The 16,175-nt window shown below is 67.8% G+C and carries 14 protein-coding genes and 1 riboswitch; of the genes, 3 read left to right on the top strand and 11 right to left on the bottom strand.

Annotation, left to right across the window (positions count from 1 at the left end; all coding sequences use genetic code 11):
- The first annotated feature begins 446 nt into the window (after positions 1–446).
- On the top strand, positions 447–1,043 hold the full coding sequence (locus AC10V3_RS27230) for a hypothetical protein (RefSeq protein WP_041681763.1): 597 nt from the start codon (positions 447–449) through the stop codon (positions 1,041–1,043).
- A gap of 113 nt (positions 1,044–1,156) precedes the next feature.
- Here the strand turns inward: AC10V3_RS27230 and mdoH are convergent, their stop codons facing one another.
- The 3 genes from mdoH to AC10V3_RS27215 all read right to left on the bottom strand — a co-directional run bounded on the left by mdoH (position 1,157) and on the right by AC10V3_RS27215 (position 6,057).
- Entirely contained in the window at positions 1,157–3,775 is a 2,619-nt protein-coding gene (gene mdoH, locus AC10V3_RS27225; RefSeq protein ID WP_490924288.1) for a glucans biosynthesis glucosyltransferase MdoH, read from the bottom strand.
- The gene (locus AC10V3_RS27220) at positions 3,748–5,355 is read right to left on the bottom strand and encodes a glucan biosynthesis protein G (protein WP_022538466.1); all 1,608 of its coding nucleotides are present in this window, start codon (positions 5,353–5,355) and stop codon (positions 3,748–3,750) included. Before AC10V3_RS27220 ends, mdoH begins: the two co-directional genes overlap by 28 nt.
- Before the next feature lie 366 nt (positions 5,356–5,721).
- Positions 5,722–6,057 carry a hypothetical protein gene (locus AC10V3_RS27215; protein ID WP_490924287.1) on the bottom strand — a complete coding sequence of 112 codons (336 nt, stop codon included), beginning with the start codon at positions 6,055–6,057 and terminating at the stop codon, positions 5,722–5,724.
- 256 nt (positions 6,058–6,313) lie between these two features.
- On the opposite strand from AC10V3_RS27215, the gene AC10V3_RS27210 reads away from it, so the two are divergent.
- Complete coding sequence (locus tag AC10V3_RS27210) at positions 6,314–6,736, top strand: RT0821/Lpp0805 family surface protein (RefSeq protein WP_022538464.1); 423 nt, start codon at positions 6,314–6,316, stop codon at positions 6,734–6,736.
- 33 nt (positions 6,737–6,769) lie between these two features.
- On the opposite strand, the gene AC10V3_RS27205 is transcribed toward AC10V3_RS27210, so the two are convergent.
- The 4 genes from AC10V3_RS27205 to ribB form a co-directional block, all read right to left on the bottom strand.
- A complete protein-coding gene (locus AC10V3_RS27205; RefSeq protein ID WP_490924286.1) occupies positions 6,770–8,527 on the bottom strand; it encodes a mechanosensitive ion channel family protein in 1,758 nt (585 codons plus the stop codon).
- 347 nt (positions 8,528–8,874) lie between these two features.
- Positions 8,875–9,102 (bottom strand): hypothetical protein, encoded by a 228-nt coding sequence (locus AC10V3_RS27200; RefSeq protein WP_454753061.1) that lies wholly within the window; start codon positions 9,100–9,102, stop codon positions 8,875–8,877.
- 167 nt (positions 9,103–9,269) lie between these two features.
- Positions 9,270–9,833 carry a surface-adhesin E family protein gene (locus tag AC10V3_RS27195; RefSeq protein WP_041682052.1) on the bottom strand — a complete coding sequence of 188 codons (564 nt, stop codon included), beginning with the start codon at positions 9,831–9,833 and terminating at the stop codon, positions 9,270–9,272.
- A 113-nt stretch (positions 9,834–9,946) separates the two neighbouring features.
- Positions 9,947–10,630 (bottom strand): 3,4-dihydroxy-2-butanone-4-phosphate synthase, encoded by a 684-nt coding sequence (gene ribB, locus AC10V3_RS27190; protein WP_490924285.1) that lies wholly within the window; start codon positions 10,628–10,630, stop codon positions 9,947–9,949.
- A 167-nt stretch (positions 10,631–10,797) separates the two neighbouring features.
- Positions 10,798–10,956, bottom strand: a riboswitch (FMN riboswitch).
- A gap of 365 nt (positions 10,957–11,321) precedes the next feature.
- On the opposite strand from ribB, the gene AC10V3_RS27185 reads away from it, so the two are divergent.
- A complete protein-coding gene (locus AC10V3_RS27185) occupies positions 11,322–11,822 on the top strand; it encodes an acyloxyacyl hydrolase (RefSeq protein WP_374063713.1) in 501 nt (166 codons plus the stop codon).
- Here AC10V3_RS27185 and AC10V3_RS27180 read toward each other — a convergent pair.
- The 4 genes from AC10V3_RS27180 to AC10V3_RS27165 all read right to left on the bottom strand — a co-directional run bounded on the left by AC10V3_RS27180 (position 11,797) and on the right by AC10V3_RS27165 (position 16,120).
- Positions 11,797–12,702 (bottom strand): helix-turn-helix domain-containing protein, encoded by a 906-nt coding sequence (locus AC10V3_RS27180; RefSeq protein ID WP_454753058.1) that lies wholly within the window; start codon positions 12,700–12,702, stop codon positions 11,797–11,799. The genes AC10V3_RS27185 and AC10V3_RS27180 overlap by 26 nt on opposite strands.
- A gap of 36 nt (positions 12,703–12,738) precedes the next feature.
- Positions 12,739–13,725, bottom strand: coding sequence for a LysR family transcriptional regulator (locus AC10V3_RS27175; protein ID WP_454753057.1), 987 nt, complete (start codon positions 13,723–13,725; stop codon positions 12,739–12,741).
- 104 nt (positions 13,726–13,829) lie between these two features.
- The gene (locus AC10V3_RS27170) at positions 13,830–14,786 is read right to left on the bottom strand and encodes an amidohydrolase family protein (protein WP_454753056.1); all 957 of its coding nucleotides are present in this window, start codon (positions 14,784–14,786) and stop codon (positions 13,830–13,832) included.
- Complete coding sequence (locus AC10V3_RS27165) at positions 14,783–16,120, bottom strand: MFS transporter (protein ID WP_454753055.1); 1,338 nt, start codon at positions 16,118–16,120, stop codon at positions 14,783–14,785. Before AC10V3_RS27165 ends, AC10V3_RS27170 begins: the two co-directional genes overlap by 4 nt.
- Positions 16,121–16,175 lie beyond the last annotated feature (55 nt).

Here is a 16,175-nt window from a genome sequence, read left to right as displayed (position 1 = left end):
GCATCCGGGAACGGCGGTGGTCACGCGCAGCCGGCCTGCTTGTGAAACAGCCGGCCGTGCAACGCGTGCAAAGGACAATTGTTGCACAGCATAACGAAAACGCTGCGGCTCGGGCGTGCTGCGGTTTGAAACTGTCGTTCAGGAAAACTGGTGTTGAGCGCCGGAAAGTTCGGTCGCGCACCATGGCAACGCCACGCCAACGCCGGCTTCGATGAAGATGGCATGCCTGGCATTTTTGTTGGATAGTGATATCAGGCAAGCGCTTGCATGCATGCAGCAAAAACGCGCTCCCGATGCAATCCGGACGTCCTCGCAGTGTGCCGTGCCTTTCACGCCTGCCGGGGTGGAGAGTACAATGCGAGCCTGTCGGCGCGAGAGAGATCGCCAGAGCGCCGGCGGCCACGCAGAGACGGACGACAGTACCGGTCCCGGCAACGTTAGCTTGCATGAGAATACGACAAACGCCGCTTTCCGCTTCGCTTGGCCCGGCCGCACTCGCGGCTGCGCTGCTGTGGGTGCTACCCGTGCCATTGATGGCCACGGCCGCGCCGGCACTGACGCGCAACGCCGCCGCCTCGGCGCCGGTCGCCCCAGTGATCGATGAAGCCGAGGCCTTGTCGCGCATGCTCAAGGGCGCGGCCACCGGCCAGAACACCGGCGCCGCGGGCGTGCCCGAACTTCTGCGCAGCACCGCGCGCCCGGACAACGTGCTGGCGCGCGCCTGCCGCCAGCTCAACGACGCCCTGCCGATCGAGATCGATGGCGAGACGCGCCTGCGCCGCTGCCAGTCGATCCCGGGCAAGCACGTGCTGTTCCAGCTTGAACTCACCAACTATCGCGGGCCGATGCTGGACCTGGCCAGCTTCGAGGTCAATTACGCCGCGCCGCTGCAGCGCAATATCTGCGCAAACCGCGACGTGGAAATCCTGACCAAGCTTGGCGTCAGCCTGATGTTCCGCTATATGACGCGCAAGGACCGCGGCGAGCGCCGCGTGGGCGACGTCTATATCAACTCGCCGATCTGCACCGCCGCGCTGCGCTGAACACGATAACAAGAATCGGTTGCAACAGGAGATTGGTTGCAGCCAACGACAACGGCCCGCATGAAGCGGGCCGTTGTCGATTTTGCTGCTGTTGCCGCTTTCGGCTGCGTGCCTCAGGCCGCGCGCGGACGCAGCGGCAGAACGTTGGCGGCGCGCCGCATCAGCACGCGCGTGTCCTTCCAGCCGGCATCGGCCAGCGGCGAGCCCCACACCAGTTCATGCAGGCGCGCCAGCGCGAACGGGTTGCCCAGCAGCATATGCTTCTGCGCCGGGGTCAGCGCGCGCGGCCCATGGGTCAGCGCATGCACGACCAGCCCCTCGTGGCGCTTCCGTGCCGAATCCGGCTGGATGGTGCGCGGCGTGGCGGTCGCGCACATCAGTGCGTTGGTGACCGGGTCGACCACAGCATCGACAAAGTCCGGCGTCTCCGCGGCATTCTCAACATGCTGCTGCGTCTCGACGATCTCGCGCGGAACCAGCGTCTCCTCGGGGATCATGAACAGCCCCGCATTGCGCGAGGCACGTCCGAACGACACCCGCGACAACATCACCGACAGCGGGATCGACAGCGCCAGCGAGCCGACGATTGGCAGCAGCCACAGCACGTAGGACGGGTTCAGCCAGTACACCAGCCCGCCCCATGCCAGCCCCAGCGCGGTATGCCAGCCGTGGCGGCGGAAGGCCTCGCCCCAGGACGTCTCCGCGTCTTCACGCGGCGGCGACTTCCACGAGATGCCCCATCCGCTGTACGCCGCGATCACGAACTTGGTGTGGAACAGCATGCGCGTAGGCGCCAGCAGCGCGGACAGCAGCACCTCGATCAGCATGCTGGCGAACAGCTGCACCGCGCCACCGTAGCGCCGCGCCTGCTTCATCAGCAGCACCACGCTGGCCAGCTTGGGCAGGAACAGCAGCGTCGCGGTGGCGGAGAACAGCGCCAGCGCCTTTTCGGGATGCCACTCGGGCCAGGTCGGGAACAACTGGTACTGCTGCGTGAAGTACTCCGGCGGCACCAGCGCGTGCTTGGCCAGCATCGCGGTGGACAGCAGCAGGAACAGCAGCCACAGCGGCGCCGACAGGTAGGCCATGATGCCGGTCAGGAACACCGCGCGGTGCACCACGTGGAAACCCTGCTTGAGCCACAGCCGGAAGTTCATCAGGTTGCCCTGGCACCAGCGGCGGTCGCGCTTGACCTCGTCCAGCAGGTTTGGCGGCAGTTCTTCGTACGAGCCTTCCAGGTCGTAGGCAATCCACACGCCCCACCCCGCGCGGCGCATCAGCGCGGCTTCGACGAAGTCGTGCGACAGGATCTCGCCCGAGAGCGGGCCACGGCCCGGCAGCGGCGCCAGCGCGCAATGCTCGATGAACGGCTTGACCCGGATGATGGCGTTGTGGCCCCAGTAGTGCGATTCACCGAGCTGCCAGTAGTGCAGCCCCGCGGTAAACAGCGGCCCGTACACGCGCGTGGCGAACTGCTGCACGCGCGCATAGAGCGTTTCGCGGCCCACCGCCAGCGGCGCGGTCTGGATGATGCCGGCGCCGGGGTTGGCTTCCATCAGCCGCACCAGCGTGGCCAGGCAGTCGCCGCTCATCACGCTGTCGGCATCGAGCACCACCATGTAGCGGTACTTGCTGCCCCAGCGGCGGCAGAAGTCGGCCACGTTGCCGGTCTTGCGCTTCACGCGGTGGCGGCGCCAGCGGTAGAAGATGCGGCCGAAGCCGCCGACCGCGCGGCACAGTTCCATCCACGCATCGTGCTCGGCGGTGCGCAGATCGGGGTTGCCGCTGTCCGACAGCACGATGAAATCGAAGTTGGCCAGGTGGCTGGTGCGCGCCATCGATTCATAAGTGGCGCGCAAGCCCGCGAACACGCGGGTCACGTCCTCATTGCAGATCGGCATGATGATCGCGGTGCGCGCCTCGGGCGCGAGCGGCCCGTCAGGCGCGGCCGAGCGCGAGATCAGGTGGCGGTCGCCGCCCTTGGCCAGCACCAGGAAGCCCATCATCGCCGTCCAGAAACCGGCTGACACCCACGAGAACAGGATGGCGAACAGCCCCAGGATCGCGATCTCGAGCGGGTCGGCGCCGTGGTACGGCAGCACGCTGGTCATGAAGTACGTGGCCAGCACGGTCTGGATCACGACCAGGCCCAGCAGGAACCAGCGGCGGTGCGAGCCCGCCGGGTGCCACTTGCCTTCGGCATCGGGGCCGTCGTGCAGGGTGTCCCAGGTCTCGGGCACCGGCGGGCGGCCCAACATGCGGCGCCAGGTATTGCGCAGCCAGCCGGTGACGATATGCGGCGGCCACTGGCGCGGCACCATCGAACTGCGCTCGGGCTCGGGGCCGGTGTCGACCTTGACGGTGCCGTCTTCGCGCCGCTGCAGCAGCGATTCGCCGCCTACCTGCGGATTGCCGTACGCCATCGTGAAACGGCGGCCAACGGAGGCGTAGGCGCTGCCGCCCTGCGCGGCCGGCGTGTCCTTGGCCGCAAGGCGCGACTGCAGGCGCGCGATCGCGTCCTGCGCGTCGCGGCCGTCCGGAGTGACGGATATCACGGGGGCACCGGATGCTACGGGTGTCAGGGGTGCGGCAGGCGTGGCCGCGGCGCTCGGGCCGTCTGCCAGCAGTTCGCTGCGCACTTCAGGCGATACGGGCAGGCGGTCGACATAGCGCTCGCATGCCGCCGCCTGGGCCGGTCGCTGCTTTAGCCGGGGGGTAAGATGTAGCTCCACGTCTCGGATAGGGTTGTATTGCCGTTGCGAAGATAGCCGCGCAACTCTACCGGCTTGGTTTCGTCCTTGCGTCGCATCACCATGGTCATGCGCCAGCCGCCGGTCGCCTCATTGCGTTGTACCGACGTCTTCAGCAATTCACCGTTGGCATCGGCCGAAACCACCGGGTCGATGCGAACGTCAGCCGGCAGCCTGCGGAAGGACGGGCCTTCGAAGTCCACCACCAGCGAAAAGCTCATGTCCTCCTTGTTGCGGGTCTGGCCCTGGCCCAGACGGGTCTGGGTCACCCACGACAGCGGCGGCTGTTGTTCGCCGTCCTTTTGCCACAGCAGCCGGTATTCATAGTCGAAGGGTTGCTTCGGCTTGGGCGGGTTGTCCGGCACCCAGTACGCGACGATGTTGTCGTTGGTCTCGTCCGGCGTCGGGATCAGCACCAGCTCCACCCGGCCCGAGCCCCAGTTGCCGCGCGGCTGCACCCAGCCGCTGGGCCGGCGCTCGTACCACGCGCCGAGTTCCTGGTAGCTGTTGAAGCTGCGGTCGCGCTGCATCAGCCCGAAGCCCTGCGGGTTGGTCGCCGCGAAGGACGTTACCAGCAGCCGCTTGGGATTGACCAGCGGGCGCCACACCCATTCGCCCGTGCCCAGGTGGATCGACAGGCCGTCCGAGTCATGCACCTCGGGCCGGAAGTCCTGCGCCGGCGACGGCTGGTTTTCGCCGTACAGGTACATGCTGGTCAGCGGCGCCAGCCCCAGCTTGGTCACGTTCTCGCGCAGGTACAGGCGCGACTTGACCTCCATCGCGGTCTCCTCACCGGGCTTGATGGTGAAGCGGTACGCGCCGCTCATGCGACGCGAATCCATCAGCGCGTAGATCGTGATCTCCTTGGCGTTGGCCGCGGGGCGTTCGATCCAGTATTCGACGAAGCGCGGGAACTCCTCGCCCGAATTGAGCGCGGTGTCCACCGCCAACCCCCGCGCCGACAGCCCATACCACTGGTCCTTGCCGAGCGCGCGGAAATAGCTCGCGCCGAGGAACGACGCCAGCTCGTCCTTGCGCTTGCCGTTGAGCGGATAGAGGATGCGGAAGCCCGCGAAGCCCAGCGTCTTGAGCTTGGCGGCATCGACCTTGTGCGGGCCGTAGTTGAACGCAGAGGGGTCGAAGCGGAACTCGCGCACGCTGTTGCCCACCACTTCATGGATGCGCACTGGCTGGTCGAACACCATGCCCTCGTGGAAGAACGACAACTCGAACGGCGAGCGCGTGCCGCGCCAGGCGAAACGTTCGGGTTTGTATTCGATTTCACGGTAGCGTTCGTAGGACAGCTCGCGCAACTCGCGCGGCAGGTTCTGCGGGGGCGCCTTGTACGGCGATGCCGCCAGCTGGCGCGCGCGCGCCGCCACGGTGTCGAAGTCGAACGCATGCGCGGCCATGGCGCACAGCGCCAGCGCGCCACCGCCAAGCCATGCCGCAATCCGCAAGCCTGCGCGCTGCGCGCGGTGGCGGGCGCCCGGGCCGGCGGTGATTGCGCGAGCGGGCCGGGATAGCGTTGCGGACAGGTGTGGCGTGGCGGTCTGTGACATGTATGCCAGGGTGAGCGGTTAAATCGGGGTGACCGGCATCGGCGGTCGGAACGAAGGACGGCACAGCAAGAGACGGACCCGGCGCGAAGTGGCGTGGCCCGGACACGAAGCGAACGGCCCGTGGGGTATGTGTCTGGTTTGTTGCGATGCGCAATAGACCATAACAATTCGAGACGCCAAAGTCACGTTTCGATCACGCAAGGTTTGAAACAAATTGTTCACCAGGTTGCCCGAAAGCCGCTCCAGGCAAGGCTTTGCGGGCGCCGAGGTCACACGGCCACCCACCCGGCGTAGGCAATGCTTGCCGGCCCCTCACAATTCGCTGGATATCCGGGTCCGCCGCCCGGCGGACCCTTTAATACAGTGTTACTTTTTGGCCCCTTCCGAATACGTATCGAACTTGCCACTCCTGGCGCCGTCGGAATACGTATCGAACTTGCCGCTCTTCATGCCGCCCTGACTGTAGGAGTCGAAGGACTTCTGCGCACCGTCCTGGATCGGCTCCAACTGGTCAGGTCGCGCACCCGGATTCAGCGAGGTCACGTTGTCGCTTTTTGCGCCATCCGAGTACGGGCTGAATTTGTCCTGCTTGGCGCCGTCGGTGTAGGTATTGAACTTGTCGGTCTTGCCCGAGGTCTGGGCGTGCAGCGTGCCGAAGGCGCAGGCAAGCGCCAGGCCGATGGTGAGATAGCGCAGCTTCATGGGATCTCCTCTCGCAGGGATGGCTTGCCATGGCTATATAGAAAGGGGCGCAGCGGCAGCAGTTGCGGCGCGTGAGGGACGGCAAGCGTCGGGGCAACAATCAACGCTAGGTCAGGGCCTTGCATGTGTCAACCACGCGGCGCGGCATGCGCGCTCGCTGCGGCAGCGTAGCCTGCCGTGGTTGCCGTCGTCGGCAGCCCGGCATTGCGCTTACAATGCCACCCAAACGCCACCACGAAGCCATAAAGGAATCGTCATGCTGCCTCGGCCCACACAACATACCGCACGCCCAGCCCAGCGTGCCGCCATCGCCGGCGCGCTGGGTGCCACCCTGCTGCTCGCCATGACCGCGCCCGCGCAGGCGTACTTCGACAACTACCTGAGCGGCACCATCATCGGCACGATGAACGAAAAGGAAGGCACGTCGTTTGCCAAGTCGGTGCGCAAGGCGCTGAACGATACCGCCGACGGCCAGGCCGTCGAATGGACCTACCCGGCCGCGGGACGGCGCCAGCAGATCGACGGCACCATCACACCCATCGAAAGCAAGACCGACAAGGGCCAGCCGTGCCGGCGCGTGAAGTCCGACCTCAAGCGCGGCAGCGCCGAGGAACACTGGAACGGCTGGTTCTGCAAGCAGCCCAGCGGGCAATGGAAGTCACGGCACGTCGGTGACTAAGCCGCGCTGATCCGGCACGTCGCGGCGCACGTGTCATGTTGTCTGCGACGGTGACCGGTGCGGATGCGCCGCCGGATCGATGTCCGGCGCGCCCGGCCGCTCGTACCACTTGGCCTCCGGCACATAGACCGTCTTTTCCGGCTGTGCCATGAAATGCGGCGACATGATCTGCACGCCGTGCGCATTGAACTGGTCCTGGATCGCCGCATGCAGCGCCGACAGCGCGAAGAAGCGGTTGCGCGGCTGGTCCAGCGCGGCGAACAGTTCGTACTCGACGTAGAAATCCGACAGCCCGCGCTGCAGTACATACGGCGTGGGCGACGGCGCCACGTGCGTGGCCTCGGCGGCGGCCGCGAGCAGCATGGCATGGACCTGCCGCCACGGCGTGTCGTAGCCGATGGTGACCGAGGTCGAGATCATCGCCGCCTGCCAGCCCTCGTGCGCATGCGGATCGCGCACGCTGCCGTGGCGCGTGTAGTTGTGAATGGCGCTGCCGACCACCACCGCATTGGGCAGGGTCACTTCTTCATTGCGCAGGTTGATGACTTTCACCGACAACGCGTCGAGCGAAGCCACGGTGCCGACGGTCTCGCCGATGCTCACCATGTCGCCGCGCCGCAGCGCGCGCGAGTAAACCACCACCATGCCGCTCATCAGCTGGTTGACCACATTGGCCGATCCCAGCGTCACCATAAAGCCGAGCAGCACCGACAGCCCCTTGAACACATCGCTCTCCGAGCCGGGGATATATGGGTAGGCAAAGGTAAAGCCCAGCGCCCAGATCAGCACGGCCGCCACCCGTCGCGTCGCACCTGCGGTTTCGGGGTGCATGCCGGGCACGGTGATCTGGCCCTTCTGCACGGCCTTGAAGATATTCGACACCAGCCGCTGCACCGCGCGCGTGATCAGCAGGATCACCGCCACCGTGACCAGGCCCGGCACTGCCGCCACCATCGACAGGGCGATGCGCGACAGCAGCCCGGCGATAAACGCGCCCATGCGGTCGCCCATCGGCTGCGTCAGCGGAAACTGCTCCAGCGCAAAGTCCAGCCAGGCAAAGGCGAGCACCAGCACCAGGCCGATGGTCAGGATCTGCACGATGCGGCCGATCAAATGGTAGAGCGCGCCGGTCCAGTCGAACTCCGCACCGGTGCGCTGTTCCAGGTGCCGCTGCAGGGCCACCTGCACCCGGGTACGCAGCGCGATGCCCGCACGCCCCACCCCCCACGCGAGTGCGACGAGCACCGCCAGCCCCAGCGCGCTCAGCGCGGCGCCACGCAAGAGGTTGGGCCAGTGCAGGTGCGCGCGCCGCGCCTCGACGGCCTGTTGCAGCCCGGCCGCGGCGCGCGTGGCAGCGGCTTCCAGCGTGAGGTTGTCTTCCGGGGACAGGTCCTGCGCGGTGAGCACGAACAGCAGCCAGTCGCCCTGCCGGAACGCGATCATCGGGGCCTCGCCTAAGGTGCCGCTGACCTGGCCAGACGGCAGCGCGAGTTCGGCTTCGGAGAGTTCGTCAAACGCCTGCTGCGCCCTCGCCACGCGCGCAGCCGGGCCGGCGCCTGCAATGCTGGCGCGCAGTGTGGCGACCGGCCGGTCCATCAGCCGCAGCTCGGCCGCGTCGCCGGTGTGTACGACAATCGCCGCCGGCGCTGGGGCGGACACTGAGGCTGGCAATGGGGCTGGCGCCGCCGCCAGGCCGGCATGCGTCCAGCCCATGCAAACCAGGCAGGCCAGTCCGGCCACCCATGCTGCCGCCGTCCGCTGCCACCGCCGCCATGCTGCAAGCGCTGCCATAAACGCTCCCGTCCGAGTTCGCCTTGCCAGCGCGACGGCCACACGCCATGCCTGGCACGATGCCCGCAAGCATAGCGTGGGCCGGTGCATGCGCAAAGCCGGCGCGGCGGGGCCACCGCGTGCAGCAGACGAAAAAAAGGAGGCCGAAGCCTCCGTTCTGATCCGCCTGACACGCCCTCCCCCCGGACGGCACGCATTGCGTGCCACAAGGCTGTCATCTCGCGCAGCGGTGCCGGGCCCGCCGGCCCGGCCCGCCATCAATGCGTGGCGGCATGGCGGTAAGGGCGCCGCTTGCGTCCCCGCTTGCCGGGGAGCCGTGCGTCCGCCCGCCAGTTTGGCAGCGGCGCTCAGGCGCCTTTCTTTGCCATCGGGTCCTTGGTGCCGGTTGCGTGGCTCTTCTTTTTCTTGGCGCTGGTCTTCTTGGCCTTGGCCTTGCCGCTGTCGGCCTTGGCCGGCGCAGCCTTGGTCGCCGCCGGAGCTGCCGGCGTGGCGGGCGTGGCCGGGGTTGCCGGCGTCTGCGCCATCGCGCCCGCGCCAAACATTGCCATCGACAGCATGACGATCCACTTCTTCATTTCGGTCTCCTCGTGAGCCCCTGCATGTGGGAATGCCTGCAATGACCGGGGCGCATTGGTCTGCGCCCTGTCATCAGCATCAACGAGGATGGTTTGTACGCGGTTGACGAGGACAAACCCTGAGACGATGTACTTGTGCGCCGTGAATCGCCGCCCGGCTCAGCGGCTCAGCGGCACAGCCGCCGCAGCAGCTCGCCGGCGATCGTGCCCGGCCCGGCCGGCTGGAAGGTACCATACTGCGGCGCGCGGATCGTATAGAGCGATTCGCCTCGGGCAAAGCGCTTGCTGTACAGCGTCTGCTCGACCACCGCGAACATCGAGTTGGCGCAGTTCAGCACCATGCGCTTGAGCGACGAGCGGATCGGCTCGCCGCTGGCGGTGCGGATCACGCCCGACGGGGAATTGCGCATCACCACCACGCCTACCTCCGTGCCCTGGCGGCGCACGGCGGACTGGTCGAAATAGGAGATCACCCCGTTGGCGCCCATCAGCGGAATCCAGCGCTGCGGGTCAGGCGCGCCCGGATCGGGCGCCACCACCAAGCGGCAGCCTTCCCTGGGAGTGGAGCGGAACACGGTGCCGGCGCCAGGCACCTGGCACTCGTACAGCCCGGCGGCGGCGGCCGGGCGGGAGGCCGGCGCGGCGCTGCCTTCGGCATGCGCCAGCGGTGCAGCCAGCCCGAGCACGCAGCCAGCGAGCGCGGCTGCGTACCCAAAAATGCGGAACGTCATGGAATTGCCCTCGTATTGACGGGAAAAGCGATCCGCATTGTCGCACACGGGTGCCGCATTCCGACACATCCCGATACGTTTTCAGACCGGAACGTGCGGCAGGCACACCGCCGTCAGCCGTGCAATTCCCGCCAGGCCACCAGGTCCTCGATGGTCAGCACCGGCAGCCGGTACATCTCGGCGAAGGCCAGCGCCTCGGGCCGGCGCGCCATGGTGCCGTCCGGGTTCATCAGCTCGCACAGCACCGCGGCCGGCGACAGGCCCGCCATGCGCGCCAGGTCGACCGAGCCCTCGGTATGGCCGCGGCGCTCCAGCACGCCGCCGTCGCGCGCCACCAGCGGGAACACGTGGCCGGGGCTGACGACTGCATCGGTGCCCGCGTCTGCGGCAATGGCGGCGCGAATGGTGGTGATGCGGTCGGCGGCGCTGACGCCGGTGCTGACCCCCTCGCGCGCCTCGATCGAGACCGTGAAGGCCGTGCCGTACTGGCTGCGGTTGTGCTCGACCATGGGCCGCAGGCCCAGCTGGCGCACCTTGCCCGTGGTCAGGCACAGGCAGACGATGCCGCTGCATTCGCGGATCATCATCGCCATGTTGGCGGTGGTGAGGCGCTCGGCGGCGAGGATCAGGTCAGCCTCATTTTCGCGGTCGTCATCGTCGAGCAGCACGACGGGACGGCCTTCGCGCATGGCGTCGAGCGCCTGCGCGATGCGCTCGGCAAGCGCACGCGTATCGGTATCGACGGCAAAGGCCGCGGACACATCGGGATCGACAACATCGGTGGAATGGCCAGGCATTGAAACGCTCCTTGTTCAGATCATTTGGGCGTTCCAGGGGAAGGGTCGACAGAGTTGCCACGCTGCGCACGGCACGTGCACAGACAGCCCCGCCCTGCGCGCGCGGCGCAAGGCAACGGCAAGGCCGCGGGCCAGGGCAAATGCGCCAGGCCACGCGGGCAAGCTCCGCCCATCTTCTTTCATCCGGACTATGACCGTCGGCCCTGGCCTCTCACCAGGTCTGCTGACCTCGCACGGGAATGCGAGCGCTCGCGGGCTCGCCGGGCACGCATTGCGCACCGCGGCATACCGCCGGTGGGGACTTTCACCCCGCCCTGAAGACGTAACGTACCGGTGCGGCCCTGCGGCCGGCACCGGCCCGCGAATGTTAGCACGATTGAATTTTTCTATTTGCTCTCCGCAGCGCCCCCCCTCGGCGCTGCAACGCGCGTCGCCGTGTACTACAAATAGGTTAAGGAGGCTGAGCCTACGCAAGCGGCGCCGTCGCGGCTGCCGGGCCATGCCACGCCTGACAACCACGCAGCATCGTTTCTCCGTGCTTCCCATGCTCCGACAAGATCAAGAAGCCAGGCCAGACCGCCATGCGAGTTGTTCCTCCTTTGACCCCACGCCATCCCCGCGAGCGCAGCCGCGATGGCTGCCGCGACGCCGGGCGCGCCACGCGGCCCTCGCGGCGCTGGTAACGCTGCCCTTGTGCCTGGGCTCCGCGGCCCGCGCCGCGCCGGCCGTGCAGCTGAACTACGGCTTTGACAATGACCATGATGTACAGAAGGCCGAGGTCGCCCTGCTGTGGGATTCAGGCTGGGCCTGGGGCAATCCGCAGGGCTGGCAGGTTGACCTGCAATGGGAAGTCAATGTCGCGCGCTGGTTCAGCAACAGCGATCACAACCCGAACGACCTGTGGGAGTTCGGCGCCTCGCCGGTGGTGCGCATCGCGTGGTGGCGCCACAACTGGGTGCCGTTCCTGGAACTGTCGGTCGGGCCGCGCCTGCTGACCGGCACGCGTACCTCGGATGACCACGTCATCTCCACCGCCTTCCAGTTCTCGGAATATGCCGGCATCGGCGTGACGGTCGGCAAGGACCGCCGCTTTACCGCGGGCTACCGCTACCAGCACCTGTCCAACGCCGGCATCAAGGACCCCAATCCCGGCACCACCTTCCACGTCATCTACCTGCGCTACCGCTTCTGACGGCGGCACCGTCCGCCTCGCCCAGCGCTTCAAACAGGGCGCGCGTGCCGTCGTCCGCCGGGAAGAAGCATTCGATGCGCAGCTCCTGCAGGGTGATGTCCTGCGGAATGCCGAGCGTGGTCAGCGTCGAGAACAGCGACGCGCGGAACGCGCCTGCGTGCAGCACCACCGGCAGCACCGGCGGCGGCGAGCCCTCGGCGCCGTCGTCCTCGGGCAGCAGCACGCCGCCCGGCCCCACCATGTCGGGATGCCAGGCGGCGATGCGCCGGAAGATCTCGCGCGCGGTCTGGTCGTGGGCCTGCACCTGCAACTCCTGCCAGACGCGCCGCACCAGGTAGCGGCCGACCTGGCGGGCATTCTCGATCACCGGCCACAGGCCCTCGGGATCGAACACGGTCAGCATCAGGTTGATGCGCCGCCGCCCGGCGTTTTCCTCGTCCGACAGCGACGCCGGCGCGCGGCCGTCGAGCAGCGTGTCGAGCATGCGCCGGTAGGCCCCGTTGGCGTCCACCAGGTTCCAGAACCGGTCCAGCACCACGGCCGGGTAAGGCTCCTGCTTGGACAGGATCAGCGTGATCGCCTGCTGCACCATCTGCAGCGGCGGCGAGGCCAGCGCGTGTTCGCTATAGGCCGGGGCAAAGCCGCTGGCCAGCAGCAGCCGGTTGCGCTGGCGCAGCGGCACGCCCAGCCGGTCGGCCAGCGCCAGCACCATTTCGCGGCTGGGGCGGGCGCGGCCGGATTCCAGGAAGGAGATGTGGCGCTGCGACACCCCGGCGGCCAGGGACAGCGCCAGCTGGCTGTAGCCGCGCTTGCCGCGCCAGTAGCGCAGCAGGCCGGGGAAGTCGAGGGTGGCTTCGGAAGCGGGGGTCAGCGTCTCCATGGGATGCATTACAGCATGCACCGCGGCGAATAACCATTACCTGGCAGGTAGTGGCTCCAATTCAGTGGCATGCGGATCGCCGGGCCCCGCCGCGCGCACTGCGTCGATCAGCAGGCGCATGGCCGGCGTGGCCGCCCGCCGCCGGCGCACCACGATCCCGTAGGGCACCAGCCGCCCGCGCATCGGCACCGGCAGCATTGCCAGCGCGCCCAGCGAGCCGAAGTAGTCCGCGATGGCACCCGGCACGACGGCAATGCGGTCACTGTCCGCCAGCAGCGGCAGCGTGCCCATGATCGACGAGGTCTCGATGATGTCTTCCGGCAGCGGCACGCGGTTGTCGCGGAAAGTCTGGTCGATGATCTGCCACATCGGCACGGCCGCTGGCGGGATAATCCAGGGATAGCCAGCCAGGGAAGCCAGCTTGACGCTGCGCTTGCCTGCCTGCGGATGGCCGGCACGCGCCACGATGGCCAGCGACTCCTCGAACAGTGGCTCGAAGTCGAGATCGTCGGCCATCGTACCCTCGGGGATGCGTCCGATCACCACGTCCAGCGCATCCTGCCGCAGCGCCTGTACCAGCACGTCGCTGGTGTCGACCTGCATCACGATATGCAAATGCGGATAGCGCGCCTTGAGCGCGTTGATGACGCCGGACAGCACCGAAGGCACCGGGGCCAGGATCGAGCCGAGCCGCACCTTGCCCACCTCGCCCGCGGCGATGGCGGCAAATTCATCATGCAGGGCATCCAGGTCGGCCAGCACCACGCGCGCGTAGCGGATCAGCGCCTCGCCGAATACCGTCGGCTCGATGCCGCGCGCATGGCGCGTGAACAGCAGCGTGCCGACCACGCTCTCGAGCTCGTGCAATGCCTTGGTGACGGCTGGCTGGGACAGCGCCATCTGTGCGGCGGCGCGCCGCAGCGAGCGGTGCTCGGCCAGGGCCAGGGCCAGGCGCAGATGCCGCATATGCAGGCGTTTGCGCAGCGTGGCAGCGCTGGAGAGGGGGGCGGAGAGGTCTGGCATGGTGGCCGCTCGGGCGAGGCTTGGGCGAAGATCGGTTTTTATAGCATGCGTGCGGCGGCTGGCAGCGTAGTGGGCGTGTTCGTTGCCGCTGGTTTGCTCCCCTCTCACGCTTGCGGGAACGTCATCATTTGCGCCGGCGCAATGCGATAGAACCTCGCCGCATTCCCGGCCAGCACGCGCTGCCTGGACACAGGATCCGGCAGCGCCTCGCACACCGTGCCGAGGATCGTACCGAAGTCCGCGCTCAGGCCCGAGACCGGCAGGTTGCTGCCGAACATCGCCCGCTCATGCCCGAATATCGCCAGAACCTCGCGCACGATGCGGCGGTTGCCCTGCGCATCCCAGCGCCCGCCGGCCAGCCCGAACTCCGACAGCTTGACCGACACATTGGCGCAATCAGCCAGCGCCTCCATGCCGGCGCGCCAGCAAGTCAGGCCCTCCTCCGAGCGATCCAGCGGCAGGCCCGCGTGATTGAGCGCAATGAGCACCCCCGGCAAGGCCGCCGCCACCTGGGCCGCCTCGCGCAAATGCCAGAACGGTACCCGCAGGTCCCACGACAGGCCATGGCGTTCCAGCCGCGCCAGGTCATCCAGCCAGTCCTGGTCCTGCATCGACCCCGGGCGGCCGGCCACCGACTCGCCCGGTGCCGCCGCGGTCAGCGGTTTGCATCGCGTCCCCCTGACCCGCGCGAAGCCAGCCTGGCGCGCCAGCAGTTCGGCGCACCCAGGAGTCCCGAACGGCGCGTAGGCCACCACCGCTGCAGCCATGCCGGGGCGCCAGGCCTGGCGGTGCAGCCACGCGGTCTCGTCGACGGCTTCGCTGCGCTCGCGTTCGGCCTCTACATGCACGGTGGCCAGCACGGCGACGGCGCTGGTGTCATGCGCGTACTGGGCCTCCAGGTAATCGCTGCGCAGGGCCTGGTAATCGCCGAGAAAAAAGGCCTGCGGCCGGTATTCATCCTGCAGCCAGGGATAGCGGCCGCGACCGAGTTGCCACAGGTGGTGGTGCGCGTCGACGATGGCCAGGCCTCGGGGCAGCGCCCCGTTTGCTCCCCGGTTCATCGGCACCGCCCCGGCAAGGTAGCGGCCAGGGCGCTGGCCAGTAGCAGCGCGGCGACCAGCAGGTAGACACCGGCGCCCGCGCCGACGCGCTCGATCAGCACGCCCGCCGCGTAAGGGCCGCAGAATCCGCCCAGGTTGCCGAGCGCATTGATCACGCCGCGCGCCACCCCCGCGTGCTCGGCGGCCAGCAGCCGCGGTGGCAGGGTCCAGAACACCCCCGCTGCGGACTGCAGGAAGAAGCCACTGCCGACCAGCAGGCCATAGGACAGCCAGGTATTGTCGTGCCACCAGACCGAACCGGCCAGGCAGGCGGCGAAACCCAGCAGCGGCCAGACCACGAAAGCCTTGCGCCGGCCGGTGCGGTCGGACAGCGAGGAGATCGCGAGGATGCCGGCCATGGTGCCCAGATACGGCAGCACGGCCAGCATGCCGACCTGCCCCATGCCGCCTCCAGTCAGGCCCTTCAGGATGGTGGGCAGCCACAGCGTGTAGCCGTAGATCCCCATCTGGTAGAGAAAATTGACGGCGATCAGACGCCAGATCACGTCCTGCGACAGGATATGCGCCAACACCGCCCGCGTGCCGCCCGCACCCTGCCCCACGTCCGCGCCAGCGGCGGCCGCCTGCTGCTCTTCCTCGCGCAGGCGGGCCAGCAGATAAGCCTTCTCTTCGGCCGAAATCCAGCGCGCCTGCTCCGGCCGGTCACAGGCCAGCTTCCACCACACCCCGAGGCAGGCCAGCGAAATCAGGCCTTCCACGATAAACAGCCAGCGCCAGTCGAGCGCCGCGATCACCAGGCCCGACAGCGGCGCGGTGATGATGCCGGCGATCGGCACGAACAGGATCACCAGGGCGTTGGCGCGTCCGCGTTCGTGATCGGGAAACCAGTTGCCGACCATGGTCAGCACCACCGGCAGCATGCCGCCCTCGGCCACCCCCAGCGCAAAGCGCAGAATCAGTAGTTCGGCCTCGTTGCGCACAAGTCCGGTCAGCACCGAAATGACGGCCCAGGCCAGCATCGACCAGGCGATGAAATTGCGCCCGCTGCCGCGCACGGCCAGCTTGCCGCCGGGAATCTGCAGGAAGAGATAGCCGACAAAGAAAATGCCGCCGGCCAGGCCGGCCATGCTGGCGCCGATGCCGAGCGCGTCGCCCATCCCGCCCGGCATCGCGAAGGCGATATTGACGCGATCCATGTACGAGACGATGCAGACCATCAGGATCGGCGGGATGATGCGCCACCAGCGCTGGGCGGGAATGCTGGCGGCACCGGTAACGGGTGCCGCATCGATGGCGACGGACGTGCCGGCGCCGGCTTGGTCCAAGCCTTTCATATTCTGTCTCCGTACTGATTTCTGGTATCAGCCGCCGGCTTCTGCGCTGCCTTCG

It is taken from the genome of Cupriavidus sp. PB-02, from assembly GCF_058252315.1.
The sequence above is the reverse complement of the archived record's forward strand: the minus strand, read 5'-3'. Positions and strand labels throughout refer to the sequence as shown.

Bases quoted from the DNA above. Each gene is read 5' to 3' on its own strand.
- AC10V3_RS27205 (WP_490924286.1), bottom strand. From the start codon at position 8,527: ATGGCAGCGCTTGCAGCATGGCGGCGGTGGCAGCGGACGGCGGCAGCA.
- AC10V3_RS27195 (WP_041682052.1), bottom strand. From the start codon at position 9,833: ATGACGTTCCGCATTTTTGGGTACGCAGCCGCGCTCGCTGGCTGCGTG.
- AC10V3_RS27165 (WP_454753055.1), bottom strand. From the start codon at position 16,120: ATGAAAGGCTTGGACCAAGCCGGCGCCGGCACGTCCGTCGCCATCGAT.
- AC10V3_RS27210 (WP_022538464.1), top strand. From the start codon at position 6,314: ATGCTGCCTCGGCCCACACAACATACCGCACGCCCAGCCCAGCGTGCC.
- AC10V3_RS27215 (WP_490924287.1), bottom strand. From the start codon at position 6,057: ATGAAGCTGCGCTATCTCACCATCGGCCTGGCGCTTGCCTGCGCCTTC.
- AC10V3_RS27175 (WP_454753057.1), bottom strand. From the start codon at position 13,725: ATGCCAGACCTCTCCGCCCCCCTCTCCAGCGCTGCCACGCTGCGCAAA.
- ribB (WP_490924285.1), bottom strand. From the start codon at position 10,630: ATGCCTGGCCATTCCACCGATGTTGTCGATCCCGATGTGTCCGCGGCC.
- AC10V3_RS27170 (WP_454753056.1), bottom strand. From the start codon at position 14,786: ATGAACCGGGGAGCAAACGGGGCGCTGCCCCGAGGCCTGGCCATCGTC.
- AC10V3_RS27220 (WP_022538466.1), bottom strand. From the start codon at position 5,355: ATGTCACAGACCGCCACGCCACACCTGTCCGCAACGCTATCCCGGCCC.
- AC10V3_RS27230 (WP_041681763.1), top strand. From the start codon at position 447: ATGAGAATACGACAAACGCCGCTTTCCGCTTCGCTTGGCCCGGCCGCA.
- AC10V3_RS27180 (WP_454753058.1), bottom strand. From the start codon at position 12,702: ATGGAGACGCTGACCCCCGCTTCCGAAGCCACCCTCGACTTCCCCGGC.
- AC10V3_RS27200 (WP_454753061.1), bottom strand. From the start codon at position 9,102: ATGAAGAAGTGGATCGTCATGCTGTCGATGGCAATGTTTGGCGCGGGC.